This window comes from Methanobrevibacter millerae (genome assembly GCF_900103415.1).
GTDB classification, from domain to species: domain Archaea; phylum Methanobacteriota; class Methanobacteria; order Methanobacteriales; family Methanobacteriaceae; genus Methanocatella; species Methanocatella millerae.
Genome location: NZ_FMXB01000002.1, coordinates 82,257 through 105,206, shown reverse-complemented (window position 1 = coordinate 105,206; position 22,950 = coordinate 82,257). Strand labels below are relative to the sequence as shown.

At 35.4% G+C, this 22,950-nt stretch carries 18 protein-coding genes; 7 read left to right on the top strand and 11 right to left on the bottom strand.

Features of this window, described 5'->3' with window-relative positions:
* Positions 1-56 precede the first annotated feature (56 nt).
* Complete coding sequence (gene rnc / locus F3G70_RS01645) at positions 57-725, top strand: ribonuclease III (protein WP_149730975.1); 669 nt, start codon at positions 57-59, stop codon at positions 723-725.
* A gap of 5 nt (positions 726-730) precedes the next feature.
* Positions 731-2,206, top strand: coding sequence for a homoserine O-acetyltransferase MetX (gene metX / locus F3G70_RS01640; RefSeq protein WP_149730974.1), 1,476 nt, complete (start codon positions 731-733; stop codon positions 2,204-2,206).
* 14 nt (positions 2,207-2,220) lie between these two features.
* Here the strand turns inward: metX and F3G70_RS01635 are convergent, their stop codons facing one another.
* From F3G70_RS01635 to F3G70_RS01625, 3 genes are all read right to left on the bottom strand, one after another.
* Positions 2,221-3,501 (bottom strand): O-acetylhomoserine aminocarboxypropyltransferase/cysteine synthase family protein, encoded by a 1,281-nt coding sequence (locus F3G70_RS01635; protein ID WP_262492204.1) that lies wholly within the window; start codon positions 3,499-3,501, stop codon positions 2,221-2,223.
* A gap of 59 nt (positions 3,502-3,560) precedes the next feature.
* A complete protein-coding gene (locus F3G70_RS01630) occupies positions 3,561-3,962 on the bottom strand; it encodes a hypothetical protein (protein ID WP_149730973.1) in 402 nt (133 codons plus the stop codon).
* Between the two features lie 198 nt (positions 3,963-4,160).
* The gene (locus F3G70_RS01625) at positions 4,161-5,105 is read right to left on the bottom strand and encodes a hypothetical protein (RefSeq protein WP_149730972.1); all 945 of its coding nucleotides are present in this window, start codon (positions 5,103-5,105) and stop codon (positions 4,161-4,163) included.
* 233 nt (positions 5,106-5,338) lie between these two features.
* Between F3G70_RS01625 and F3G70_RS01620 the strand changes: the two genes are divergently transcribed.
* Positions 5,339-6,784 carry a DUF7411 family protein gene (locus F3G70_RS01620; RefSeq protein ID WP_149730971.1) on the top strand — a complete coding sequence of 482 codons (1,446 nt, stop codon included), beginning with the start codon at positions 5,339-5,341 and terminating at the stop codon, positions 6,782-6,784.
* Here F3G70_RS01620 and F3G70_RS01615 read toward each other — a convergent pair.
* Positions 6,777-7,559 (bottom strand): NAD(+)/NADH kinase, encoded by a 783-nt coding sequence (locus F3G70_RS01615; protein WP_188118024.1) that lies wholly within the window; start codon positions 7,557-7,559, stop codon positions 6,777-6,779. The genes F3G70_RS01620 and F3G70_RS01615 overlap by 8 nt on opposite strands.
* A 115-nt stretch (positions 7,560-7,674) precedes the next feature.
* On the opposite strand from F3G70_RS01615, the gene F3G70_RS01610 reads away from it, so the two are divergent.
* The 3 genes from F3G70_RS01610 to F3G70_RS01600 all read left to right on the top strand — a co-directional run bounded on the left by F3G70_RS01610 (position 7,675) and on the right by F3G70_RS01600 (position 12,753).
* Complete coding sequence (locus tag F3G70_RS01610; RefSeq protein ID WP_149730969.1) at positions 7,675-8,430, top strand: HesA/MoeB/ThiF family protein; 756 nt, start codon at positions 7,675-7,677, stop codon at positions 8,428-8,430.
* A gap of 233 nt (positions 8,431-8,663) precedes the next feature.
* The gene (locus F3G70_RS01605; protein WP_188118023.1) at positions 8,664-11,765 is read left to right on the top strand and encodes a lectin like domain-containing protein; all 3,102 of its coding nucleotides are present in this window, start codon (positions 8,664-8,666) and stop codon (positions 11,763-11,765) included.
* 373 nt (positions 11,766-12,138) lie between these two features.
* The gene (locus F3G70_RS01600) at positions 12,139-12,753 is read left to right on the top strand and encodes a class I SAM-dependent methyltransferase (RefSeq protein WP_149730967.1); all 615 of its coding nucleotides are present in this window, start codon (positions 12,139-12,141) and stop codon (positions 12,751-12,753) included.
* Positions 12,754-12,755: 2 nt separating this feature from the next.
* Here the strand turns inward: F3G70_RS01600 and fdhD are convergent, their stop codons facing one another.
* The 6 genes from fdhD to F3G70_RS01570 form a co-directional block, all read right to left on the bottom strand.
* A complete protein-coding gene (gene fdhD / locus F3G70_RS01595) occupies positions 12,756-13,586 on the bottom strand; it encodes a formate dehydrogenase accessory sulfurtransferase FdhD (RefSeq protein ID WP_149730966.1) in 831 nt (276 codons plus the stop codon).
* A 1-nt stretch (position 13,587) separates the two neighbouring features.
* Positions 13,588-14,976, bottom strand: a complete 1,389-nt coding sequence (locus F3G70_RS01590; RefSeq protein WP_149730965.1) for a glutamate--cysteine ligase — start codon at positions 14,974-14,976, stop codon at positions 13,588-13,590.
* Between the two features lie 22 nt (positions 14,977-14,998).
* Positions 14,999-16,396 carry a glutamylcysteine synthetase gene (locus F3G70_RS01585; protein ID WP_149730964.1) on the bottom strand — a complete coding sequence of 466 codons (1,398 nt, stop codon included), beginning with the start codon at positions 16,394-16,396 and terminating at the stop codon, positions 14,999-15,001.
* Complete coding sequence (locus F3G70_RS01580) at positions 16,374-17,177, bottom strand: class II glutamine amidotransferase (protein ID WP_149730963.1); 804 nt, start codon at positions 17,175-17,177, stop codon at positions 16,374-16,376. The genes F3G70_RS01585 and F3G70_RS01580 overlap by 23 nt, the downstream gene beginning before the upstream one ends.
* 76 nt (positions 17,178-17,253) lie before the next feature.
* The gene (locus F3G70_RS01575; protein ID WP_188118022.1) at positions 17,254-17,823 is read right to left on the bottom strand and encodes a class I SAM-dependent methyltransferase; all 570 of its coding nucleotides are present in this window, start codon (positions 17,821-17,823) and stop codon (positions 17,254-17,256) included.
* Entirely contained in the window at positions 17,810-20,212 is a 2,403-nt protein-coding gene (locus F3G70_RS01570) for a DEAD/DEAH box helicase family protein (protein ID WP_149730961.1), read from the bottom strand. The genes F3G70_RS01575 and F3G70_RS01570 overlap by 14 nt, the downstream gene beginning before the upstream one ends.
* 262 nt (positions 20,213-20,474) lie before the next feature.
* Between F3G70_RS01570 and F3G70_RS01565 the strand changes: the two genes are divergently transcribed.
* On the top strand, positions 20,475-21,704 hold the full coding sequence (locus tag F3G70_RS01565) for a restriction endonuclease subunit S (protein WP_149730960.1): 1,230 nt from the start codon (positions 20,475-20,477) through the stop codon (positions 21,702-21,704).
* A 155-nt stretch (positions 21,705-21,859) separates the two neighbouring features.
* Here F3G70_RS01565 and xerA read toward each other — a convergent pair whose 3' ends face one another.
* Positions 21,860-22,846, bottom strand: a complete 987-nt coding sequence (xerA, locus tag F3G70_RS01560; protein ID WP_149730959.1) for a site-specific tyrosine recombinase/integron integrase — start codon at positions 22,844-22,846, stop codon at positions 21,860-21,862.
* Positions 22,847-22,950 lie beyond the last annotated feature (104 nt).

Genomic DNA, 22,950 nt, shown 5'->3' with positions numbered 1-22,950 from the left:
ATAAATTAAAAGTCATAATTATTATATAATATTTAAATGATAATTAAGGCTTTAACATGAATTTATTTGAAAAATTTTCTATTGAACCGAATAATAAAGATTATTACAAAATGGCGTTTACTCACGGTTCCTATGCGACAGTGCATGGACTCAAGTACGATTACGAACGTTTGGAGTTTTTAGGGGATTCAATCCTTAACATGCTTGTTTCCGAGTATCTCTACAAGAAGTACCCGAAATACGGTGAAGGCAAGCTGACGAAACTCAGGGCAAACTTCGTATGCCAATCAGCTTTGATTCAATACTCTCATGAACTAGGTTTAAAGGATTATTTGAAAGTATCTGTGGATGAAATGAAATTAACGGACAATGAAGTGGTTTCAATAACATCAGATCTCTTCGAGTCATTTCTGGGAGCGCTGTTCCTGGATCAGGGTTTAGCATTTACAAAAAGGTTTGTCGCTAAAATAATATTCAGATATATCGATGAAGAAAAGATATTCTTCTATGACTATAAATCATCAATAAAAGAGTTCTGTGACGCTCAGGAAACCAAAATCCACTATGAACTCCTTGAAGAGCATGGAGTTCCTCATGACAAGACATTTGTAATGGCAATATATCTTGACGACATCAAGATGGGTGAAGGAATAGGAAAGAACAAGAAAGAGGCCGAGCAGGCGGCTGCAAAAATAGCTATGAAAAATTTACATTTGATTAGGTGATTTTAATGGATAAGGATTCTGTCGGTATTGTTGAAACGCAATATTTTGATATTGATGAACCTTTTATATTGGAAAGCGGCAAAACGTTGGAAAACATCACCGTAGCATATGAGACATATGGTGAGCTCAACAGCGATAAGAGCAATGCAATACTGATATGTCATGCATTGACCGGAGACTCCCACGCTGCAGGCTGGCATAAAGGAGCAGACAAGCCCGGCTGGTGGGAAATAGTCATAGGTCCCGGAAAGATACTGGACAGCGAAAAGTACTTTTTAATCTGTTCCAACGTTCTTGGAGGATGTAAGGGAACTACCGGCCCGAGTTCAATCAATCCAAAAACAGGCCATGAATACGGCATTGATTTTCCTGTAATCACTATTAAAGACATGGTTGACGTTCAAAAGGTGCTTGTCGACTCATTTGGCATCAGGCAGTTATATGCGGTTATCGGAGGCTCAATGGGAGGAATGCAGGTAATACAATGGGCCATCAGCTATCCAGACATGATGAAAAAGGCAATTCCGATAGCCACGACCGCAAGATCATCCCCTCAGCAGATTGCGTTCAATGAGGTCGGCCGTCAGGCCATATTTTCAGATCCTTGCTGGAACGGCGGAAACTATTACGGCACGGGAAAGATTCCCAGAAACGGATTGTCCCTGGCGCGCATGATTGCCCACATCACTTATCTGAGCGACGAATCAATGTATCTCAAATTCGGCCGTGACCTTCAGGACAAGGATGAAATCAGCTATGACTTTTCACTGGATTTCCAGGTTGAAAGTTACCTCCACCATCAGGGGGAAAGCTTTGTAAAGCGATTTGACGCAAACAGCTATCTCTACATTACAAAAGCGGTTGACCTGTTTGACGTTGCCGTCAACAATTCGGTCGTTGAAGGATTCAAGGATGTCAAAGCCAAAATAGAGGTTATTTCCGTTGACTCAGACTGGCTCTATCCGACCGAACAGAGTACTGAAATCGTTGCAGCCCTTAACGCAAATGACGTTGAAGTTTCATTTTCCGAAATAAAATCCAGCTATGGACATGACGCGTTTCTGCTTGAAAAAGGTCAGCTGCATTACCTGTTGTCAAAATTCCTGTCCGATACCATCGTTGAGGATTTAATGACTGAAGATGTCCCAACAATCAGGGAAGAGGACAGCATTAAAAAAGCAGCCATTCTGATGCTTGATAAAAATGTGACCCATATTCCTATTGTTACCGATGACAACAAACTGATAGGTATTGTTACCAGCTGGGACGTATCAAAATCAATCGCAATCAACAGTGAAAAGCTGAGCGACATAATGACTACAACGGTCAAGTACTGTCACGCTTCCGATTCTATTGAGGACGTTTCCGTATTGATGAGGAAACATGACATTTCCTGTTTGCCTGTAGTTGATGATGATTTCGTTGTAAGGGGAATGATTACTTCAGATCAGGTTAACAATCCATATTATGATATTAAATAGAGGTTAAAAAACCTCTAATCAATAGCTTTTTTTAGTGCCTGGTCAATGTCTTCTATTAAATCATTAACGTCTTCAATTCCAACAGACATTCTTATGAAATCCGGCGTTATTCCGCTTGACAGCTGTTCTTCTTCGGTCATGTTGGAATGTGTTGTGCTTGCAGGGTGAATGACAAGGGTCTTGGCGTCTGCGATATTTGCGACGTGGCTTAAAAGCTCAACGCTTTCAATGAATTTTTTTCCTTCCTCGATTCCGCCCTTAATGCCGAAACTCACGATGCAGCCGTAATTGCCGTTCAGATACTTTTCAGCCATTTCATGGTTTTCATTATCTTCAAGTCCGGGATAATTCACCCATGAGACCGCTTCATGATTTTTAAGGAATTCAGCTATTTTCAATGCGTTTGCGCAGTGCTGGTTGACCCTAAGTGATAGCGTCATGCAGCTTTGAATAATGAGAAATGCGTTAATCGGACTCATCACCGTTCCCAGATCCTTCATTAGATGGGCTCTTGCCTTCATGATGTATGCCTTTTCGCCGAAGGCTTCTGAATAGACAAGTCCGTGATATGATTCGTCCGGTTCGGTAAACATAGGGAACTTGCCGTTTGTCCAGTCGAATTTTCCTCCGTCAACGATGATTCCGCCCATGCTTGTGCCGTTTCCGGAGAGGAATTTGGTTGCTGAGTGAACGACAATGTCTGCACCATGATCCAATGGCTTTACCATTGTAATGGCTGAGGTATTGTCAACGATTAGGGGAATGCCGTTTTCATGTGCAATATCGGCTATCGCTTCAAAATCCGGAATGTCAAGCTGAGGATTTCCGATTGATTCACAGTATATCGCCTTTGTTTTTTCTGTGATTGCGTTTCTGTATGCGTCCAAATCATGGGTGTCTACGAAATTAACCTTGATTCCCCAGTTGGGCATCGTATTTTTAAATAATGTGTAGGTTCCTCCGTATAGATTGTTTGATGATATAATCTCATCGCCGTTACCTGCAATATTGAGTATAGCCACCAGTATTGCGCTCATTCCTGTTGACTGCGCCAGCGCTCCAACGCCGTTTTCGATGGCGGCCACACGTTTTTCCAGAACTTCAGAGGTCGGATTGGAAATCCTTGTGTAGATATGTCCTTCCTCTTCTAAAGCGTATAGTTTCTTGGCTTTATCGGCACTTTCGAATGCGTATGAACTTGTATGATAAATTGGAGTTGCTCTTGCGCCCGTTACGGGATCCGGCATTTCGCCCGCATGAACTTCCAACGTTCTTTGTCTGTATTCTCTTTTCATATTAATTACCCGTTGTATATTTGTATACAATAATTTTTTTAAGTCATTGTTATATTTATTTATTGGTGATTTTTTAATTGGAATTTTAATTCTTTGATTTCTTTATCTAACTGGATAATTTCTTTATTTAGTTGGATAATTTCTATGTCCAGTTGTGCTATTTCTTTATTTAGTTGGGTGATTTCTTTGTCCAGTTGTGCTATTTCTTTATCATTTTTTGAGATTTTTTTATTTTCTTTTATTATTTTTTTATCTTCTTTAAAGATTATTTTCTCTTGTAGTTTTTTTTCTTTATAGTTTTTTAAATCTTCTTTGTTTAATTTTATGAGTTCTTTATTTTTTATATAGATAATTCTATCTCTATTGGCAATAATCTCATCTTTTATTCGTATTTCTTCTTCCATTATTCTGAAAATATTATTTAATCCATTCTGCTCTTTTTTCTCTGTATTTTTTGTCATTTTATCACTTTAAAAATATCATTAATTGTTTCTAGGTTTATTTTATTTTGAATTTAATCGGGTTTTAAAACAAAAATAATTAATTTTCAATATTGTTGATTTAATATTATTTAATGAGAGATATAATTGTTTAAATGGTTCAATGTTTAATATGGGGGTTAATTTTTTTAAAAAATTAAAATAAGGATAAAATAAGATTTATCCTCCGGTGTTTTGATTTTTTAATTGAAGCTTTAATTCTTCATTTTCTTTACGCAAATTGGAGAGTTCTTCATGTAAGTCTGAGATTTCATTGTTCTTATTGAATATGATATTTATATTATTGTCATTAATCTCATCCTTCACCCTTATTTCCTCTGCCATTCGTTCGAAAATGCTTAATTTGGAATAGTCTTCTTTATTTAATCCTTGTGTTATCATAGTCAACAGCTCGCGTGTTTTTTCTTCATCATCCTTAAAAGTTGCTTTAATCATAACTTTAAGAACGTGATGGGTGTTTAACCGAAGATTATGATCCCTTATTTCAATTTCTTTGAAAATATGGGATAGTTCTTCCATTACTTTTTTTCTTATGTGGGGTTTTACGAAAATAGCGATATATGAGAAATATAATCCTTCTATTTCGGAAATTTCTTCTTCACTTTCAATTTTGTTTTTCAAGATATTTATTTTTTTTCGAACATCCTCTTCTTCGCCTTTGCCAATGTGAAGAACATTGAATATATTATTGCGGGATTCATAGCATTTCATCTTCTTTCCTCTTTCGAGATTTGATATGACTACTGAAAGGGAAGGCAAATTGGTTTTGTGGATTAGATAAAGTTTATAATCAAAGATTGCATCTATTTTCCCTCTTTCGAGAGGTGTTGTTTGATATTCAACATTAATTGTTGATTTTTGAGTAATGAAATCATCAGGACCTACTAATTCGGCTACATCCAATTCCAATTCAGTTCCGTCTTCTCTGTAGACTTTTCTCCCGTATTTGTCGAGAAATATTCCTGGATGTTCAAATAATATATGAATTGATTCGGGGTATTGTGAATATATGAAATTGCTGCAGTAATCGGTGGGGTTATGAATGGATTCTTCCACCATTATTTCAACCAATTCTTTTATTTCTTCATAATTTTCTTCTTTCATTCCTTTTTACCCCCTATCCTATTTTTTATCAAATCTTTCAGATTATCATAAAAAAATGATAGACACTATAATATTGATTTTACTGGTTTATAAATTCTTTGTTATTAATTCAGACAATTTTAATTCCTTTTTAGAATAAAACAAAAGCAGAGTAAAATTTTAATGGGTGAGTAAAATTGTCCCGACTCAGAAAAACGAATATTTTTTTACTAATCATTTTTATATTTATTATTATGTGTTCAATTGTTGGTCTTCAAGGCAATTTTAAAGGAAATGATTTGATTAATATGTTGAAGGTGTCTAAAAGTCGTGGACCCGATTCATCAGGCCTTTATTTAAATGAAATAAATTTAAACATAGATTTGGATACTTTCAGTGACGATAATGAATATGATTTCGGTTTTGGCCATAACCTGCTTTCTATTTATGACATGTACGACAGGATTTCAGTCTCTCAGCCGGTAAAAAGCGAAAATCTGGTTTTAGTCTTCAATGGGGAGCTCTATAATTTCAGCACAATAAGAAACTTCCTCTCAAAGGTAGGTGTCGGGGCTGAAATAAAATCCGACAGTGAGGCTCTTCTTCATCTGATTGACTTTTACAATAAAGGCGACTTGCTTAAAGCTGTTCAGTCAGCATTGCGTCTTATTGACGGAGATTACGCTTTTGCGGTTTGGGACGGTGAGAATCTGGCTATTGCACGTGACCCTCTTGGCGTAAAGCCTCTGTTTTTTGCAGTAAGCGATGATTTGTGCGGTTTCGCCTCCTCCCGTGACAGTTTGTATGAAGTCGGATTTACCGAAATCCTCACGTTAAAGCCCGAACACATACTTTTTAACTGGGATGATGTAGCTCCGGTGCAGGCAATATATGAAAAGATTATGGAAGTCGACGCATCTAAGCTGGCCAAGCTTTTAAAGTTAAGCGTTTCCAAAAGGGTTGAAGGATTAGACGAGCTCGGCGTAATATTTTCAGGGGGTGTTGACAGTTCGATTTTAGCAGCCCTTCTTCAGGAAATATCCCTCAACAAAAAGCTGGATATAACGTTGTACGCCGTCGGTGTTGAAGGCTCAAAGGACCTTGAAGGCGCAAGATATGCTGCAGAATACATGGATTTGCCTTTGAAGGTTCAAGTTTTAACCGAAGACCTGATTAAGGAACATATCGGCCGTGTAGTTCATGCAATTGGAGACGATAACCTTATGAAGGTCGGCGTCGGACTTACAACGTATTTTGCAACAAGAATGATTCACGAGGACGGATTGAAGGTAGCCATTTCAGGCCAGGGCGCAGACGAGCTTTTTGGAGGATACAACAGGTATCTTAAAAGCTATGAAACGGGCGACCTGCAGTGGGAACTGAGACAGGACATCTCCAACATGTATCACGTCAATCTGGAACGTGACGACGCCTGCGCAATGCTCAACAGCGTTGAAGTGAGACTTCCTTTCCTTGACAAGAGTCTGGTTGAATATGCAATCAACCTGCCGGTTAAAAACAAGATTTCAGGTCCTGGTGATGTCTTGCGTAAAAACGTCTTGAGGAAATTCGCATTCAATGAAGGGCTTGACACGGAAATCGCCTACAGGCCAAAAAAGGCAGCCCAGTACGGAACGGGAATAGATAAAATTTTAAGAAAAAGGATAATAAATGAAATGGATTTGAAAGAGTTTATTTAATATTTTCACGAATATTGTCGATAAAGCTTCTCTCTTCCAGCTTGATTATTTTGGTGATTTTATCTGATTTTTTAATCCTTACAGTATCTCCACTGAATACTTCAATGGCTTTTCCGTCATAGAGGACATGTGAGGTGGTATTCTCCCTGAGTTCAGTTATCCTGATTTCAACAGTCGAATCGTCTGAAAGGATTACGCTTCGGTTTAGTATGGTGTGCGGAGCAATCGGCGTTAATGTCATGATTTGTGCTGTGGGATCCACTATCGGTCCGCCGCAGGACAGGTTGTATGCGGTTGAGCCCGTTGGTGTGCATACCAATATGCCGTCTGCCGTATATGAATTGATTACTTTTCCGTTAATTATTGCATCGAATCTGACAACTCCTATGGTGTTTTTGGATATGGTTATTTCGTTGAGGCTTTCCGGTATTTCAATTCTTTCTCCAGTTTCTTTAATTATTTCGCCTTCCAGCATCATTCTATTTTCAATTTCATAGTTTCCCTCTGAAATCTTTTGGAGTGCCTTTTTGATGTTTTCAGGTGAAACTTCAGTTAAAAAGCCTAACGTTCCGGTATTAATTCCTAAAATCGGCTTGCCTTCAGAAAGTCTTGCTGATTTCAGAAATGTTCCGTCACCTCCGATTGAAATTACAATGTCCGCATCGTTAATGTTATCGGTTATTTCAATTTTCAGCTCTTCTGTGATTTCAATCAGTTTTTCTTTTGTCTGTGAAGCTTCTTTTCTGTAAGTGTCATGAAAAATGATTAATTTCATGATATGATTTAAGTTGCTTTTTGTTTTAAAGTTTTGCTTTTCAAAAAGCTTATATATCATTGGGTATTAATATTATTTGTAGAAAAAATAACTATTGTTATATTAAGGTGAAAAGATGCCGACAAGATTTATTGGAGATGGATATTGGGAAATAGCTTCCCGTCAAATGAGTATAGTTACAAGAAGCGAGCAGGAAAGATTTAAAGACGCAAAGATAACCGTTATTGGCTGTGGAGGAATCGGCGGTGAAACTATAGAAATGCTTGCAAGAATGGGTATCGGTGAGCTGGTTTTAGTCGATAAGGATGCTTTTGACTTATCAAATTTAAACAGACAGACATTGGCTTCAATAGCCGATTTAGGTCTTGACAAAAGTGCTGTTGCCAAGGAGAAAGTTAGATTAATCAATCCTTACGTCAAGGTCACGACATTCAATGAACATGTTGACCGGACCAACATCGATAAGGTCATCGGTGATTCGGATATGGTGATTGACGCTTTGGATAACGTACTGACCAGGGTTATCGTATCAAGAAAGGCCAAGGAAAAGAATATTCCATATATTCACGGCGCAATCCACGGAACCATGGGCCAGATTACCGTGTTCCTGCCGAACAGCGACAAGACATATGAGGAGATGTTTAATCTCCCTTCACTGGGCAAGGAATTAGATGATGATGTCATTGAAGCTTTGAAAAATGTTACTTCAGGCGTTCCTCCGGTAATCGGACCGACTCCAAATTTAATCGGCTGTCTTGAAGCTTTCGAGGCCTATAAGATACTGACGGGTGTCGGAAAGGTTACTGTGGCCCCTAAGATTCTAACCTTTGACCTGCTGGATTTGGGTTCTTTTTCCGTGGAGGAACTCTAATTTTCCTTCATTTATTTTACATTTTTGATTAATTAAAATGTAACATAAATTAATAACCCTCATAATTATTAGATGAATTTTTTATTTAATTAATTCAATGGATTAATTTCATTGATGGGGATTCGTTAATGTAGATGCGGTATCTTAAATTTGCTCTTTTACAGATTTTTTTACAAAAATTTATATTCAATCTAAACAAAATTATAAATATAATTTCTATTGGAGGGACTATTTTGCTTAAAAAAAGATATTTACTTTTGATTCTACTTTTCTCTTTTCTTATCATTTCATGCGCAAGTGCAGCGGAAAATGAGAATGAAACCATTACCTCACAAATAATCGTCGAAGAACATGATTTGGCCAGTGCAGAAACTAACGAATGGTACGTTAATGCCAGTGCCACAGGAGTGGAAAACGGTTCAATAAAAAATCCCTACAGCAACTTGCAAAAAGCACTGGACAGTGCAAATGATGGGGACAGAATATTTATTGCACCTGGAAGATATGTTGATGAAGGAAATGTATATCTGGCTATTGAAAAATCTGTCAGAATTGAAGCCCAAGGTCCTGATGTGATATTTGATGGTGAAAATACAAGTCAGATATTTGAAATTTATGCTTCAAATGTCCTCATCAGAGGATTGACATTTAAAAACGGAAATTCAATTTCAGGCAGTGCAGCATCTCTTAAAAGCGCATTAAATGTTTCTTTTATTGACTGTAAATTTATAGACAATACCGCTGGGACTTTGGGCGGAGCCATTAACACACAATTATCCTCTGTAAGCATTATAAACTGTTCTTTTACGGGCAATTCTGCAATTCATGGAGGTTCAGCACATATTGGAAGTTCAATTGCCCAATTTGTCAATACAACATTCATCAATAACAAAGCAACTAATGCTTCAGGCGCAATCCACAGTGCAGTTTCAATGAATTCAATTGACAACTGTGACTTTATCAATAATCTGGTCAGCGGAAAGACCCCTTATGGTGGAGCGGTTACTTTTTATCAATATGAAAACAATATAAGCAATTCAAGATTCATCAACAACTCAATCAATGGGGAATACGGTTATGGAAGTTCAATTTTCAATTACGGTATTTTAAACATAAACAACACCACAATAGCCAACAACAGACAGAATACCAAAAACAAAATTGACAATAGTGTTTACACAATAATCGGAAAGACCAATATTGAAAACACAATTATTGAAAATAATACCTGCAGCGGTGATGAGGATATAATTTATGCTCTATTCTGGCCTATGGTATTTGACAAGGTACTGGATGAAAACATAATCATTCCCGCAAAATATGATTTGAGAAACATTACTTTAGAAAACGGCAGCAGCATATCCTACATCTCCCCAATTAAAGATCAAAAGGATTCAGGTTCCTGCTGGGCTTTTGCCGCAATCGGTGCTATGGAATCATACTTATTAATAAATGAAAATAAACTATATGACTTTTCAGAAAATAATCAGAAAAATGTAATGGGTTCATATACAAAGGACGGATGGGCACTTGACCCGAACAGAGGTGGAGGAACAGGTAAAACTCTTGCATACTGGGCGCGCTGGTCCGGGCCGATTAATGAAAGCGATGATCCGTATAATGATAAATCCATCATATCTCCAACCAATTTAACTGCCGTTAAGCATGTACAGGACGTCGTATATTTGCCTGTAATGGATAATACCCAATTAAAGCTCGCAATATTAAAATATGGCTCTGTTGTTATGGGATATAAATATTTTGACCCTGAACAATTTGAAATTAATGGAACAACATTTGGAAGTGAAATTTCACCGATAAATATGATTCCGAGATATTCCTCCCATGTGGTTGACATTATCGGATGGGATGACAATTATCCGGGTTACACATTTGGTGAAGACATTCCTGATGGAGCATTCATAATGAAAAACAGTTTTGGTGAAAGTTATTATGATGAAAAACTAAATAAAACCGTATATCGTGAAGTCAATGGTTTTAACTACATTTCATATTATGACGTGACGCTTTCAAAAGAAAACGTTCCCTTTGCAATAGTAAATGTGGAGGATGTTGACAATTACAATAAGAATTATTATTATGACCCTACAGGAACACTTGTTAATTTAGGCTTTAACAATGAGACTGCATGGTTTTTCAACCAGTTCATTTCAAACAACAGCTCCCGTCTCGCCGCATTTAGCCTATATTCATTTGGAGTCGATTCAGCATATGATGCATATATTTATGTGAATGACAGGCTTGCCCTCACACAAAGCGGAGTTATCCACAATCCGGGTTACAATACAATCCGCTTAAGCAATTATGTTAATTTGAATGAAAATGATGTCTTTAAGATAATCATCAAATTAACTACCCCTAACTGCACATATCCGATTCCTGTTGCCTGTGATGTTGACGGCTGGATTGCCAACGTACATTCATCCCCAAATCAGTCTTTCATAAGTCCTGACGGAGTTAACTGGATAGATTTATATTATGCCCATGAAAATCTATATCAAAAAGATGGATTTGTGACCTACAATAAATTTTCAAATGTCAGTGTTTGTCTAAAAGCGTTTACTGTCGATTTGGACATATATGCAGAAGATATGGTTAAAATCTATAAAAATGATTCCAAGTTTGAAGCCAATATCGGCAAAAGCAATGAATTCGTGTCTTTTGAAGTTAACGGCATTAATTATGCTCGTTTAAGCGATGAAAACGGAACAGCTAAACTAAACATCAATTTAAACCCTGGAAACTACACCATTAAAACTTCATACGGTAACAGAAGCATTGAAAATAATATTGAAGTTTTACCTACGCTGATTGGCAAAAATCTAGTTAAATACTACAGGAACGAATCACAATTCTTTATTTCATTGATTGACGGTGAAGGTAAATCAGTATCCGGCGTTAACATTACCATGAACGTCAATGGTGTTTTCTATAACAGAACAACCGATGAAAACGGAACGGCCAAGCTAAACATCAATTTAAACCCTGGCGAATATGTATTAACAGCTATTGATCCTTTAACAGGACTTCAGAGATCATATAACATTACAGTTCTGTCTGTTTTAACTGCTGAAGACATCACCATGAAATACCGGGACGGAACCCAATTTGTTGCTACACTCATTGATGGTGAAGGAAAAGCTTATGCAAAGCAAAACATTACTTTTAACGTTAACGGAGTATTCTACAACAGAACTACAGACAGTTCAGGACAGGCCAGGCTGAACATTAACCTGATGGCCGGTGAATACATAATAACATCAATGTATGAAAACGGTGCAGCAATTTCAAACAAAATAACCATAAGAAGTTGAGATTAATTTCTCAACTATTTTTTTCTTATACAAAGTCTTTATGTGCACCACAATTAGGACAAATTGGAACATCTTATTTAAATGCGTTATTTTCATCTAAAAATAGTTTTTGATTAGTATTTTCAAAATTAGGTGTTTTATTTACTCTTTCTGAAATTATTATTTGTCCTCACCCATTTAAGTAATTTACTATTTTTAAACCATTAAAATTAAAATTAAAGAAAAATTAGAACGAATTTTCATCGAAGTGAAATTTCAACTGTAAAAAATTTAAAATCAAATGGGCCTATAAAATTTTACAGACTCCATATTCGACAGGTATTTATCTGTCAAAATTAATACTTATATTAAGAAAAGTATTAAGGTAATAATCATGGAATCATATGAACCAGACCAGTACATGAAGCCTCACGGCGATGAAGGAATTCTAGTAATCGAGGAAATGAATGACGAACACAGGTACATCGGGGACTTTGCGCTTGAATGCGTTGACGTTGATGAAAAAGCGAAAGTGATTGACCTTGGATGCGGCGGAGGAGTTAACATCGAAAGGTTTCTTGAACTGACAAAAAACAATGTGGACGGCCTTGATTACTCCGACGTTGCGGTGGCGCAATCAATTAAAAGGAATCAGAATGCCGTAGATAACAATAAATGTAATGTTATCTGTGCAGACGTTACAGATATGCCCATTGAAGACGATTCATATGATTTGGCAACGGCATTTTCAACCATATTCTTCTGGCCAAATCTGACTGAAACCTTTAAGGAAGTATTAAGGATTGTCAAACCCGGAGGCGAGTTCATGATTGCCCAGGGAACCGACGGAACCAATCCTTTGGATGAGGAATGGATTGACACCATAAAAGGAATTAATGTCTACACGGCCGATGAACTGGAAAGTTACTTACTTGAAGCCGGATTTAAAAGCGTTGAAATATTTAAAAAAGAAGGCACCTATCTTTTGGTGGTAATAGGGAAAAAATAGGGTTATTTTTCCAAATCAACCCTTTCCGGTGCGGTATAAACAGTAAATCTGTTGTCCCTTACAAAACCAATCATTGTAATGTTTCCTGCAAGAGCCACGTCAATTCCTGAAGTGGCGGGAGCGGCGTTTGAAATTATTATTGGAATTCCAACCCTGATTACTTTAATAAGCATGTCTGCTGGCATTCTGCCACTGTATGAGATATAGCACTGGCTGAAGTCATAGCCTTCCTTTGAAGCAGCTCCAATCACCTTATCAACTGCAACGTGACGGCTTACGTCTTCCCGGATGATAATTTTGTCCTTGTATTTTAATTGTGCTACATGAACCCCTGCGGTTTTCTGCCATATTTTAGCCTCATCGGTTAAATGCCTGATGTCTTTTATTACTTGGGTGGCATTGATTTTCAAATCGGAATTGTTCGGCTCTATTGTCTTAAGCTCGGATCTGATTCCGCCCGCATTATCTGAATTAACGCCCTGATATTCAAGAAGCCTGCACACACATGCATGTTCACAGTCGCCTTTTCGCTCCTGAACGATTCCATCCTGCTCCAGATCCTCATGAGGGTCATGTTTTAAGGTAGTGGAAACTAAAATCTGGTTTCCGTCCGTTTTAATATATTCAATATCTGAATAATCCTTTATCAGGCCTTCACCGAGGCAGTATCCTATTGCAAAATCCTCCAGATCCTGAGGATAGGTTGAAAACTTCCTCGCAGGCAGATAATCAATGAATAGATAAGTGTATTCATCGTTTACCGTATGCTCTTTAATTTTTTCAGATTCGCCGTCTTTCCATTGTATTACTTCAATTTCGTTTAAAAGTTCCATATTATTTCCCCGCAAGCGCAATGCTGAAGTATTTCTTATACTTCTCGCATTTCTTCATATCAATGTTTTTTATCTTTTCAATGCTGGTATTTTTATTGTTTTTTGATAATGTGATATGAGTATTAATGTAGCCGTTTTCCTTAATTAACATTAAAAGCCTTTTTCCGTAAGTAAATTCAGAATTTGCAATGCGTCTAAGCATCAGATTCAAGGTTTGGCTTTCATCTATCCTTAAAACTTCACTCATTCCATAAATTTCATTGATTATTTCTGCAGCCCAGCTTTTAAGCGTAACTTCCTCGCCATCCCTTAAAAGTCTCATTGAGTCTGTATATGCAAGCTCTGCAGTATTTTCCTCATTGATTTTAGCTTCCCTTTGCCAGTCGGCGTAATCCGTTTCGTCCTTGATTAAAAGATAAATCAAAAACAGGTGCAGGAACTTCATGTCATGCCTTACAAGGCCGCACTGATAGAATGGATTGATGTCCAAGGTTCTGATTTCAATATATTCGATTCCGTCTTCTTTTAGGGAGTTCAATAAATCCTTAGGGTTTTTAGGCTTCAGTCTGATTTGGGTGTAGAGCTCTTTGGCCTCTGACAAGTCCCCGTTTTCAATGAACTTCTCAACGTCTCTTGTGAACTCTTCAACGGAATCGTATGACGGGTACAAATCCTTTAAGTTCTTGTATCCGCAGGACGCGTTTCTAAATGAAGGGCCTCTTGTCGAATAATAGCTGCCGTAATCGTCCTTGGCATCCATGAGGTGAATGCAGTCGTTCGAGAATGTCTTGTGTGAGCCTATGGAACAGCCCGTCAGATAAATGATGAGCCAGCAGTATCTCAGGTAATTTCTGGTGATTTTAAGATAAACGTCATTTTTAAACTCCTTAAAGCTTTTATCACTATTTTCGAGCTCGTAAAGCTTTTTTAAGAAATTTTCGGAAAATGAAAAGTTGAAATGCACGCCTGAAATCATCTGTTTTTTGACCCCGTACTTTTTGGCCAGGTCTTCACGGTATTTCTGGGAGGATTTGCCCTCTTCCGGGTATTGGGCTATTGGAATCTGATCCCAGTACGGCAGGATACATGGAATTGACTGAAACCAGAGATATTCGTCATCGGGAAGTGATGAATTGACCAGGTCGGACAATATTGAAAATGTATCGAATGCCTCGTCAATTGTGTTGAACGTAGGAGTTATTATTTCAATCTGGCTTTCCGAGAAGTCCGTTGTAATCAGAGGGTTTGTAAACTTGTCTCCGAAGATTTCCGGATGGGGCGTTAATGAGAGCTCTCCGTCACCTTTTGCTCTCAGGCTTTCCCATTCGATTCCAAATGAACCTTCGAGGATTTCTTCTGTACTTAATTTGGATATATTTAATAAATTCATTTAAATTCTCCCCCTTCTTAAATTAAATATTTCCATAATCTTCAATTATCTCTTCTATGCTTATATTGTTGTTTGTCAGTTTTATTATTTCCTTTCCGGGATTGGTCCTGTTTTTAATGCGTTCATATAATGGCTTTAGGAAAATTTCCTCTCCGATTCCTCTGTCTTTAAGGCCTTCACTGGCCAAATCAACAATGTCTTTTGATAGTTTACATATGTCGTTTTTGTCAATGAATGAAGGTATTTCCTCTTTTATCAGGAGTTTTCTAAGTTCGCTTGCAGTGTATCCCTTATGATATATTACATCATCATTGCTAATCAGTTCATCCAGTTCGTTCAGTCTGTTTTTAAGGCCCAGATGGAATGCCGCAACAGACATTGAATCCTTAATCGGCTGGGTGCAAACGCTTCTAAACTCAACCGTTCCCCTGAATGTCAGGTTAATGAATTTGAAGGGTCTTAAATAGTCAATATCGTCGATTGATGGCTTGACGCTGATTTTCTTGTATTCCCCTCCGCAGTAGACCTCGCCTTCAACTGAGTCCGTGCCGAAGTATTCAAACAGGTTCATGGACGGGAAGTTGATATAGGCTCCGTCACGCATTACGCAGTAGATGTTCAATGATTCCAGATATGCCTGCAGGTCATTGATGTCTTCAAATTCCACATTATACATTCCGATGTTGTGCGGATTGACTCCGTGGGTTGAGTATTCCCACAAAATGTCTCTGAAGCATGTAATGTTGTCGTTTTCATCAATCAGGACTGAATTGGAGAAGAGTAAAGCTTTGATAGGCTCTATTTTTGAGAAAACGTTAATCGTTTTTACAAGATCCTCCTTTGCAACGTCCAGCTGAACCTGTGAGGCTGATGAAAACATTCCGTATTCGGGATATTCGTGAAAGCGCATCGGAACGTTTTCGTAATCGTCAGTTGATTTCAAATGATGATAAAGCATTAAATATCTCTCTGACGGAATGGGTACGTTTTTGTTGTATTTCCTGTATGGATTGATTCCCATTCCCGTTAATGTATGGTTATATTCTTCAAAGCATTCCTTTGTGAATTTGTAGTACTCTGTAAAGCGGTCGTTTATTGAGAATAAATCCTTTTCACGGCCCATTGCAAATTCGATGTTGTTGTAGGAGCAGTCATAGCAGACGATATCTTCCGTTTTATTATTTTCCATGGAAAAGACGTTGCCCTCATAGTCTATTCCCTCCGCCTTGAAATCACCGAACTGCTTGCGGAACTGGTCCGTGACTTTATGGACAACGCTGAAATCCACAGCTTCCTTTTCAAGGTTAATGATTGGAATTTCGATTTCAACGCCGATGAAGTTCTTTTCCTTATCGGTGGGTTTAATAAATTCCTCATATAATCTGTTTCTTATCTTTTCATAGCTTATCATCGGATTCATCCCTCTTAATTGAGTATTGATATTCTTCAATTGCCCTTTCATGCTCGCTTGTCAAAATAAATTCATTATCGTGCTCTTCGCTTTCAAAAATGATATTTCCGTCAATCAGTCCGAACAGCTTGTTGAGCTCAACCGGCTTCCAGTTTTCGTCATCGGTTAATGGAGTGGTTGCAACCAGAAAGCCCTCTTCGTTTTTCAGATAATACAAAGAGTTTTTCATGTTGGAGTGGATGTATGTTAAATCTCCATCGTAAATCATTAAATTAAGCTTGTTGTTTTTAGCTAAATCGGTTATTATTCCATTTAAAAGGTTAAATCGCTCTTTTATCGTTGAAACGGATCCCTTTTTAGCTTCAAACTCATTGACCTTGTCTATAATGTAAAATAGTATTCGCTCTGAATCGGTATCTCCATGCTCTTTTTGCTTGTATTCATCGAGTTCGGGATAATCAAAGATGGTTCCGTTGTGAATCAGCATCCAGGAACGGTTATTGTCATCCGCTTCAATGAATGGATGGCAATTCGGAGATATTATTTCGCCGACGGTAGCCAGTCTGATATGGGCGAAAACGTTCTTTCCGATTACTGGGTTTGATAATATATCTTTTAAATGCGGGCTACATGATGCTTTTACAGGTTCTTTATCTATCATAAATTTGTTGTTTTCCATATTTGCAAGTCCCCAGCCATCAGGATGCATTTCGGAGTGATTGTAAAAACATTCCAGACATTCGTTAACTTCTTTTGGTTGATTTGAGTTAAAACAAAATATTTCGCACATATTACCTTTCCCATATTTTAATAACAATTGTTATATATTTTATTATATATAAATATTTTTGAAAAGTAATACTCCATTATTTTCTTACAAGGATATTAACCCATTTTTCATTTTCACGGCCTTTTCTGGAATCGCTGGTAATCCATGTATCAATTACCTTAAAATCAGCTTTTTTGAATAGTTCTATTGCAGTTTTTTCGGTTAAGTCATTGAAAAATCTGCCGTTTCTCATTCCTTCAAAGTCACCGTATTTGAATGAGGCATAAAGCACGCCGCTGTCTTTCATGGAATCTTTCAATCGGGTCAATACCATTTCAATTTCATCGCTTGGAACATGAAGAAGTGATGCTGATGCCCATATTCCATCAAAAATAGATTCGAATTCAATTTCCTGAAATTGCATGTGTAAAACTTCAGTTTTCGCATATTCACTTGCCAGCCTGCACATTTCGACAGACCCGTCAATGGAAGTCACTTCAAAACCGAGAGATTTAAACATTAACGTGTCTCTTCCGGAACCGCAGCCCGCATCCAGGATATGGCCGTTTTCAGGAATATATTTAATGAATTTTTCGTGGTGTGAACTCATATCTGCATCAACTGTTCCATCAAAGAATTCCTGAGCATTTTTATCATAATAATTCATTTTCACTACCTTTTTTCTCAAATCTATCTTTGTAATAAGACAAGGTTTTATATTCAATTATATCTTCAAAATGCTTTTTAAAACTATCTAAATTAATATAATTTTTTAAATCATCATTCAGTGATAAAGCATAACCGTCTTTTTCCTGGAAAAATTCGCCAGCCGATTTTTGAAGAAAACGTATTGGATTTCTTTTAGCCAGTGAAAGGTATTTCTTCTTATCCCAAGATAAATAATCTTTAGTAGTTTTATGTCGAATCATGTCCACTCCATTGGATTTATACTCATAAAATTCCTTCATGGATTTATAAACGTCATCATCGGTAATGGTCATCTTAATGTCACCATCATTATAGAATGCTTTCAAAATCGGCATCTTATATGATTTGGTCATGTTTGTTGTCTCTATGGTATTTAAGAAGTCATGTGCTACACTATCAACCAATGAGTTTTCTTCTTTTGTCAATTCATTATTTTCATTTAAAAATCCAATGTAATCCCTGAACACGTTAATTTTTGCAGATTGTTTCATTGCAGTATAAACAGTATCATCCATACGCAGGAATAAATCCAGTCTTGTCGGGCGATGATTTATGTCTTCCTTAATCGAATTATATTCCAAAATAATCCTATCTTTAACTTTCAATTCATTTCTTGCCTGATATTTAAACAAATCAATTAACTGAAAATCAAAATCAATAAAACAGTCTTGAGGGTATTCAAACTCTAAAACTGACTCATTAATAAGCGTTTTAGTATCATAAGTATTATCGCTCAATAAAAATGGAACTAAATTGGCTTTTTTATAATTGCCAATAAAATCAAGAACAGTTAAATATTTCTTGTTTTCACTGATTCTCAGGCCTCTACCCAATTGCTGTAAAAATATCGTTGGGGATTGTGTTGGTCTTAAAAAGAGCACCATATCGACGGAAGGAATATCCAACCCTTCATTGAACATGTCGACTGTGAATAATATTTTTAATTCGTTATTTTTTAATTTTTCAATAGCTTCGGATCTTTCCTGTGTAAATTCACCCTGTTCTCCACTGTAAACGGCAGCTGATGGGATATTGTTTTCATTGAAGAATTTAGCCATATATTCGGCATGATTTCTGGATGCACAAAATCCGATGGTGGTGCTTGATTTATACTTCAAATAATGATTATAAACTAATTCCGCCCTATGATTAATCATCAGCTTTTCTTCCAAATCCTTTTCATCATACCTGCCGTTACGCATGGTTACGGTTGAATAATCAATCGTATCGTCAAAAATTCCATAATATCTAAATGGTGCCAGGAATCCTTTGTTAATTGCTTCCTTAAGCCTTATTTCATACACATTATTGTAATCACACAATGCAAAAACGTCTTTTGCATCTAGTCTCTCAGGTGTTGCGGTTAATCCCAGCAGGAATTCTGGCTTAAAATAATATAGAATATTTCTATAATTGTTTGCAACGGCATGGTGAAACTCGTCAATAATGATATAGTCAAAATAATCCTTTTTAAAGTAATTCTCGTTAAGGTATTGTTTTTTTCCGAGAGTCTGAACCAATGCAAAGGTAATGTCTTTATCGGTTTCTTTATGTGAACCGTAGAAAAATCCAATTGATTTATCTGGATTAACATTTTTAAAGCTTTCAGCAGCCTGTTTAATAATTTCCTCTCTGTGGGCAACGAACAAAATATTTTTATAGTTTTTTGAGTCAAATGCTGCAAGATATGTTTTCCCAACACCTGTAGCCGCAACAACCAAAGCCTTGTCAAAACCTTCCTCACGGCTATTGTCCAAAGCGTATAACGCTTCAATTTGAGGGCCTCGAGGTTCAAAATCTTTCTGTGGTTTGAATTCATGCATTTTTGCATATTTCGGCCTAATCCATGATTTTGAGTACTGTCTTAAGACTTCATCCGTTACTGTTACTGCCTGATTATAGAAAAGGTCTTGAAAATTATTGTAAAAGTGATAAAAGTCATTTTCTTTTTCAGATTTGGTGAAATGGTAATTCCACTCTATAGAATCGGTTAAGGCTCCTTTTGAAAGATTGGAAGATCCAATGTAGATTTCACTGTCTTCATTATTGTGGAAAATATAGGCTTTGGGGTGAAAACTTTTATGTGAAACATTATAAAATCTTAAATCCAGTTTGCCTTTTAATTCATTTTTCAGTAAATAAAGAGCCTCAGGTTGTGTGATGTTTAGGTAATTTCCCGTTAGAATACGAATTTTACAATCCGTGTTTTTTAAATCATTAATGATTAGTTTAACACCAGATTCCATCAGAAATGAAACAATAATGTCTATGCTTGTGGCATTATCAATACTTTCTTTGATATTATTATAGAAATCTTTGTTATTTCCTGTAAAAGCATTTTGTTTCATTAAACTTATTTTGTTGTAATTTTGTTATAAATTTAACTTAATAAATTAATTAATATTGATAGAATATTTTGTATTAAATCTCTTTTTAATTCATTATTATTTATTGATTGTATGTCTTTTAATTTATAAATTCTTAATAGAATCAACTCAATAATGATTAATTTGATAAAATATATGTCTTTTGATGTAAAGAATAATTTTATTTCAATAATTATCAGAATAATGCATATTAAAATTTTACATAATAAACTCAAATTTAAATTTGAGTTTAGAATGGTCTAGTAGAACAATAGATGATGTATGTTCAAAAGTTTCAAGTGGAGGAACACCAAAAAGTACAAATGAAGATTATTATGGTGGAGATATTCCTTGGTTAAATACAAAAGAAATTAATTTTAATAGAATATATGATACTGAAAAACATATAAGTGAATTAGGCTTTCAAAATAGTGCTGCTAAATGGGTTAAAAAGAATTCTGTAATAGTTGCAATGTATGGTGCAACAGCAGCAAAAGTTGCAATGAACATGGTTGATCTAACTACAAATCAAGCTTGCTGTAATTTAACCATTAATGAAGAAATTGCAAAGCCAAAATTTGTTTATTATCATCTATATAATAATTTTGAAAAATTAATGAATTTAGCATCAGGAGCAGCTCAACAAAATTTAAATTCACAGACAATAAAGGATTTTGAAATTAAAATACCTTCTTTAGAAATACAGGAAAAAATTATAAATATATTATCAACAATTGATGATAAAATTGAAACCAATATAAGAATAAATAAAAATTTAGATGATTTATTAGATTTATTATTTAAGGAGTATTTTATAAATAAATTTGACAATGCAGACACTAATTGGAAAATTAAAAAAATTGGCGAATTACCCTTAATTATCACAGATTATGTGGCAAATGGTAGTTTTGCATCATTAAAAGAAAATGTGTCTATTTTAGATTATGAAGATTATGCTTATTTTATAAGAAACACAGATTTAAAAGCCAAATGCTTTGAAAAATTTGTCAACAAGCATTCTTATGATTTTCTAAAGAAATCTTCATTATATGGTAATGAAATAATAATATCTAATGTGGGTGATGTTGGATCCGTATTCTTATGTCCTTTCTTAGATAAACCAATGACTTTGGGAAATAACATGATTTTAGTTAAATCTAATGATGATGCTATTTACCTTAATTTTTATTTGTTTTTATTATTTAGATCAAATTTTGGACAGTATTTAATAAGTACAATTACTGCAGGTTCTGTACAAAGTAAATTTAATAAAACTGAATTTAAATCATTAGAATTAATAATGCCTGATGATGAAGTGATAATTAAATTTAATGAGTTTATTTCACCAATATTTAATTATAAAAATAAAATATCTGATGAAATAACAAATTTGACTAAATTAAGAGATACATTACTGCCTAAGTTAATGTCTGGAGAGATTGATGTCTCAGAGATAAATTGTGATTTAGAATAGCAGTTTAACTGTTATTCTTCTTTTTATATTCTCAATTGAAAAATAGCTATTTGTTCTTATTTTTTGATTTTAACATTAATTTGGACTTTTTTTACTTAAATAATAACACTGTTATATTACTATTTTATAAAATTGTCACAAAACTAAACAAGAATTTATCCAATGAATTTTCTATGTGCTAGTTTTACATTGCTTTGGTTTACCATTGCATATTGCATTGTTGTGTCAATTTGCACATGACCTAATAATTTCTGTACTTGTTCTATCGGCATTCCCTTATCAATTGCATTTGTTGCCATAGTTCGTCTAAATTTATGTGGATGAACTTTATTTATATTGCATTTATTTCCGAGTTCTCTAAGTCTAGTTTCTACTCCACTAATTCCTAACCTATCATAAGGGCTATTTAGTGAAACAAATAAAGCAGGATTTTCATCTACTCTTGATTGTAAATATTCAATTAAATGTATTTTTGTTCTTGCATCAAAATATACCACCCTTTCACTTTCTCCTTTTCCAAATACTATGCATTCACGTTCATAGAAATTTATATCTTCTACATTTAGTCTTACTAATTCCCCAACCCGTATTCCTGTTGATATTAATATTTCAACCATTGCTAAATCCCTAATTTCTTCACAGTTATCTCTAAGGACTTCTAAATTTTCATCAGTCAATACCTCTTTAACTACACGACCAGTTTTAACTCTATGAATTCTTCTTACAGGATTTTTTATGATATAATCTTCATCCTCCAACCAAGAAAAAAAACTTGAAAAAATTCTTCTAATGTTGTCTATTGTTGTTTTTGAGGATTGTTTTTCATTTTTATGATCAAAAAGATATTTTCTTAAATCATCAGTACTGATGTTATAAACCTGTTTTTTAATTTTTTTCAGCATTTTTTCGATAGTGGATTTGTAATATTTGATTGTTTTCTCGGAACATCCTTCGACCTGTTTAGCAGATAAAAAAAGGTTTAGTAATTTAAAATTATCTACTTCATTTAATTCATTGTTATTATCAATAATATCTATATCTTGCAACGAATTTAATAAAGAGTTTGTTAATTTTATATATTGTCCTTGATTCAAGTAAGGTTTCATTTGATTTTGTATTTTAGAAATAATTTTAGTTTTCATATTAATACCTCCATTATGTTATTGTGAAATGTTAATGTAAAAATATTTATATAGGCTTGATGAATTATTAGATGCATGTCACAATTTATCTCTGAGACATCAAT

Coding starts and splice junctions, on each gene's coding strand:
- fdhD (WP_149730966.1), bottom strand. CDS start 13,586: ATGGAACTTTTAAACGAAATTGAAGTAATACAATGGAAAGACGGCGAA.
- F3G70_RS01635 (WP_262492204.1), bottom strand. CDS start 3,501: ATGAAAAGAGAATACAGACAAAGAACGTTGGAAGTTCATGCGGGCGAA.
- F3G70_RS01585 (WP_149730964.1), bottom strand. CDS start 16,396: ATGAATCCGATGATAAGCTATGAAAAGATAAGAAACAGATTATATGAG.
- F3G70_RS01630 (WP_149730973.1), bottom strand. CDS start 3,962: ATGACAAAAAATACAGAGAAAAAAGAGCAGAATGGATTAAATAATATT.
- F3G70_RS01580 (WP_149730963.1), bottom strand. CDS start 17,177: ATGTGCGAAATATTTTGTTTTAACTCAAATCAACCAAAAGAAGTTAAC.
- F3G70_RS01600 (WP_149730967.1), top strand. CDS start 12,139: ATGGAATCATATGAACCAGACCAGTACATGAAGCCTCACGGCGATGAA.
- F3G70_RS01625 (WP_149730972.1), bottom strand. CDS start 5,105: ATGAAAGAAGAAAATTATGAAGAAATAAAAGAATTGGTTGAAATAATG.
- metX (WP_149730974.1), top strand. CDS start 731: ATGGATAAGGATTCTGTCGGTATTGTTGAAACGCAATATTTTGATATT.
- xerA (WP_149730959.1), bottom strand. CDS start 22,846: ATGAAAACTAAAATTATTTCTAAAATACAAAATCAAATGAAACCTTAC.
- F3G70_RS01610 (WP_149730969.1), top strand. CDS start 7,675: ATGCCGACAAGATTTATTGGAGATGGATATTGGGAAATAGCTTCCCGT.
- F3G70_RS01575 (WP_188118022.1), bottom strand. CDS start 17,823: ATGAATTATTATGATAAAAATGCTCAGGAATTCTTTGATGGAACAGTT.
- rnc (WP_149730975.1), top strand. CDS start 57: ATGAATTTATTTGAAAAATTTTCTATTGAACCGAATAATAAAGATTAT.
- F3G70_RS01570 (WP_149730961.1), bottom strand. CDS start 20,212: ATGAAACAAAATGCTTTTACAGGAAATAACAAAGATTTCTATAATAAT.
- F3G70_RS01620 (WP_149730971.1), top strand. CDS start 5,339: ATGTGTTCAATTGTTGGTCTTCAAGGCAATTTTAAAGGAAATGATTTG.
- F3G70_RS01615 (WP_188118024.1), bottom strand. CDS start 7,559: ATGAAATTAATCATTTTTCATGACACTTACAGAAAAGAAGCTTCACAG.
- F3G70_RS01590 (WP_149730965.1), bottom strand. CDS start 14,976: ATGAATTTATTAAATATATCCAAATTAAGTACAGAAGAAATCCTCGAA.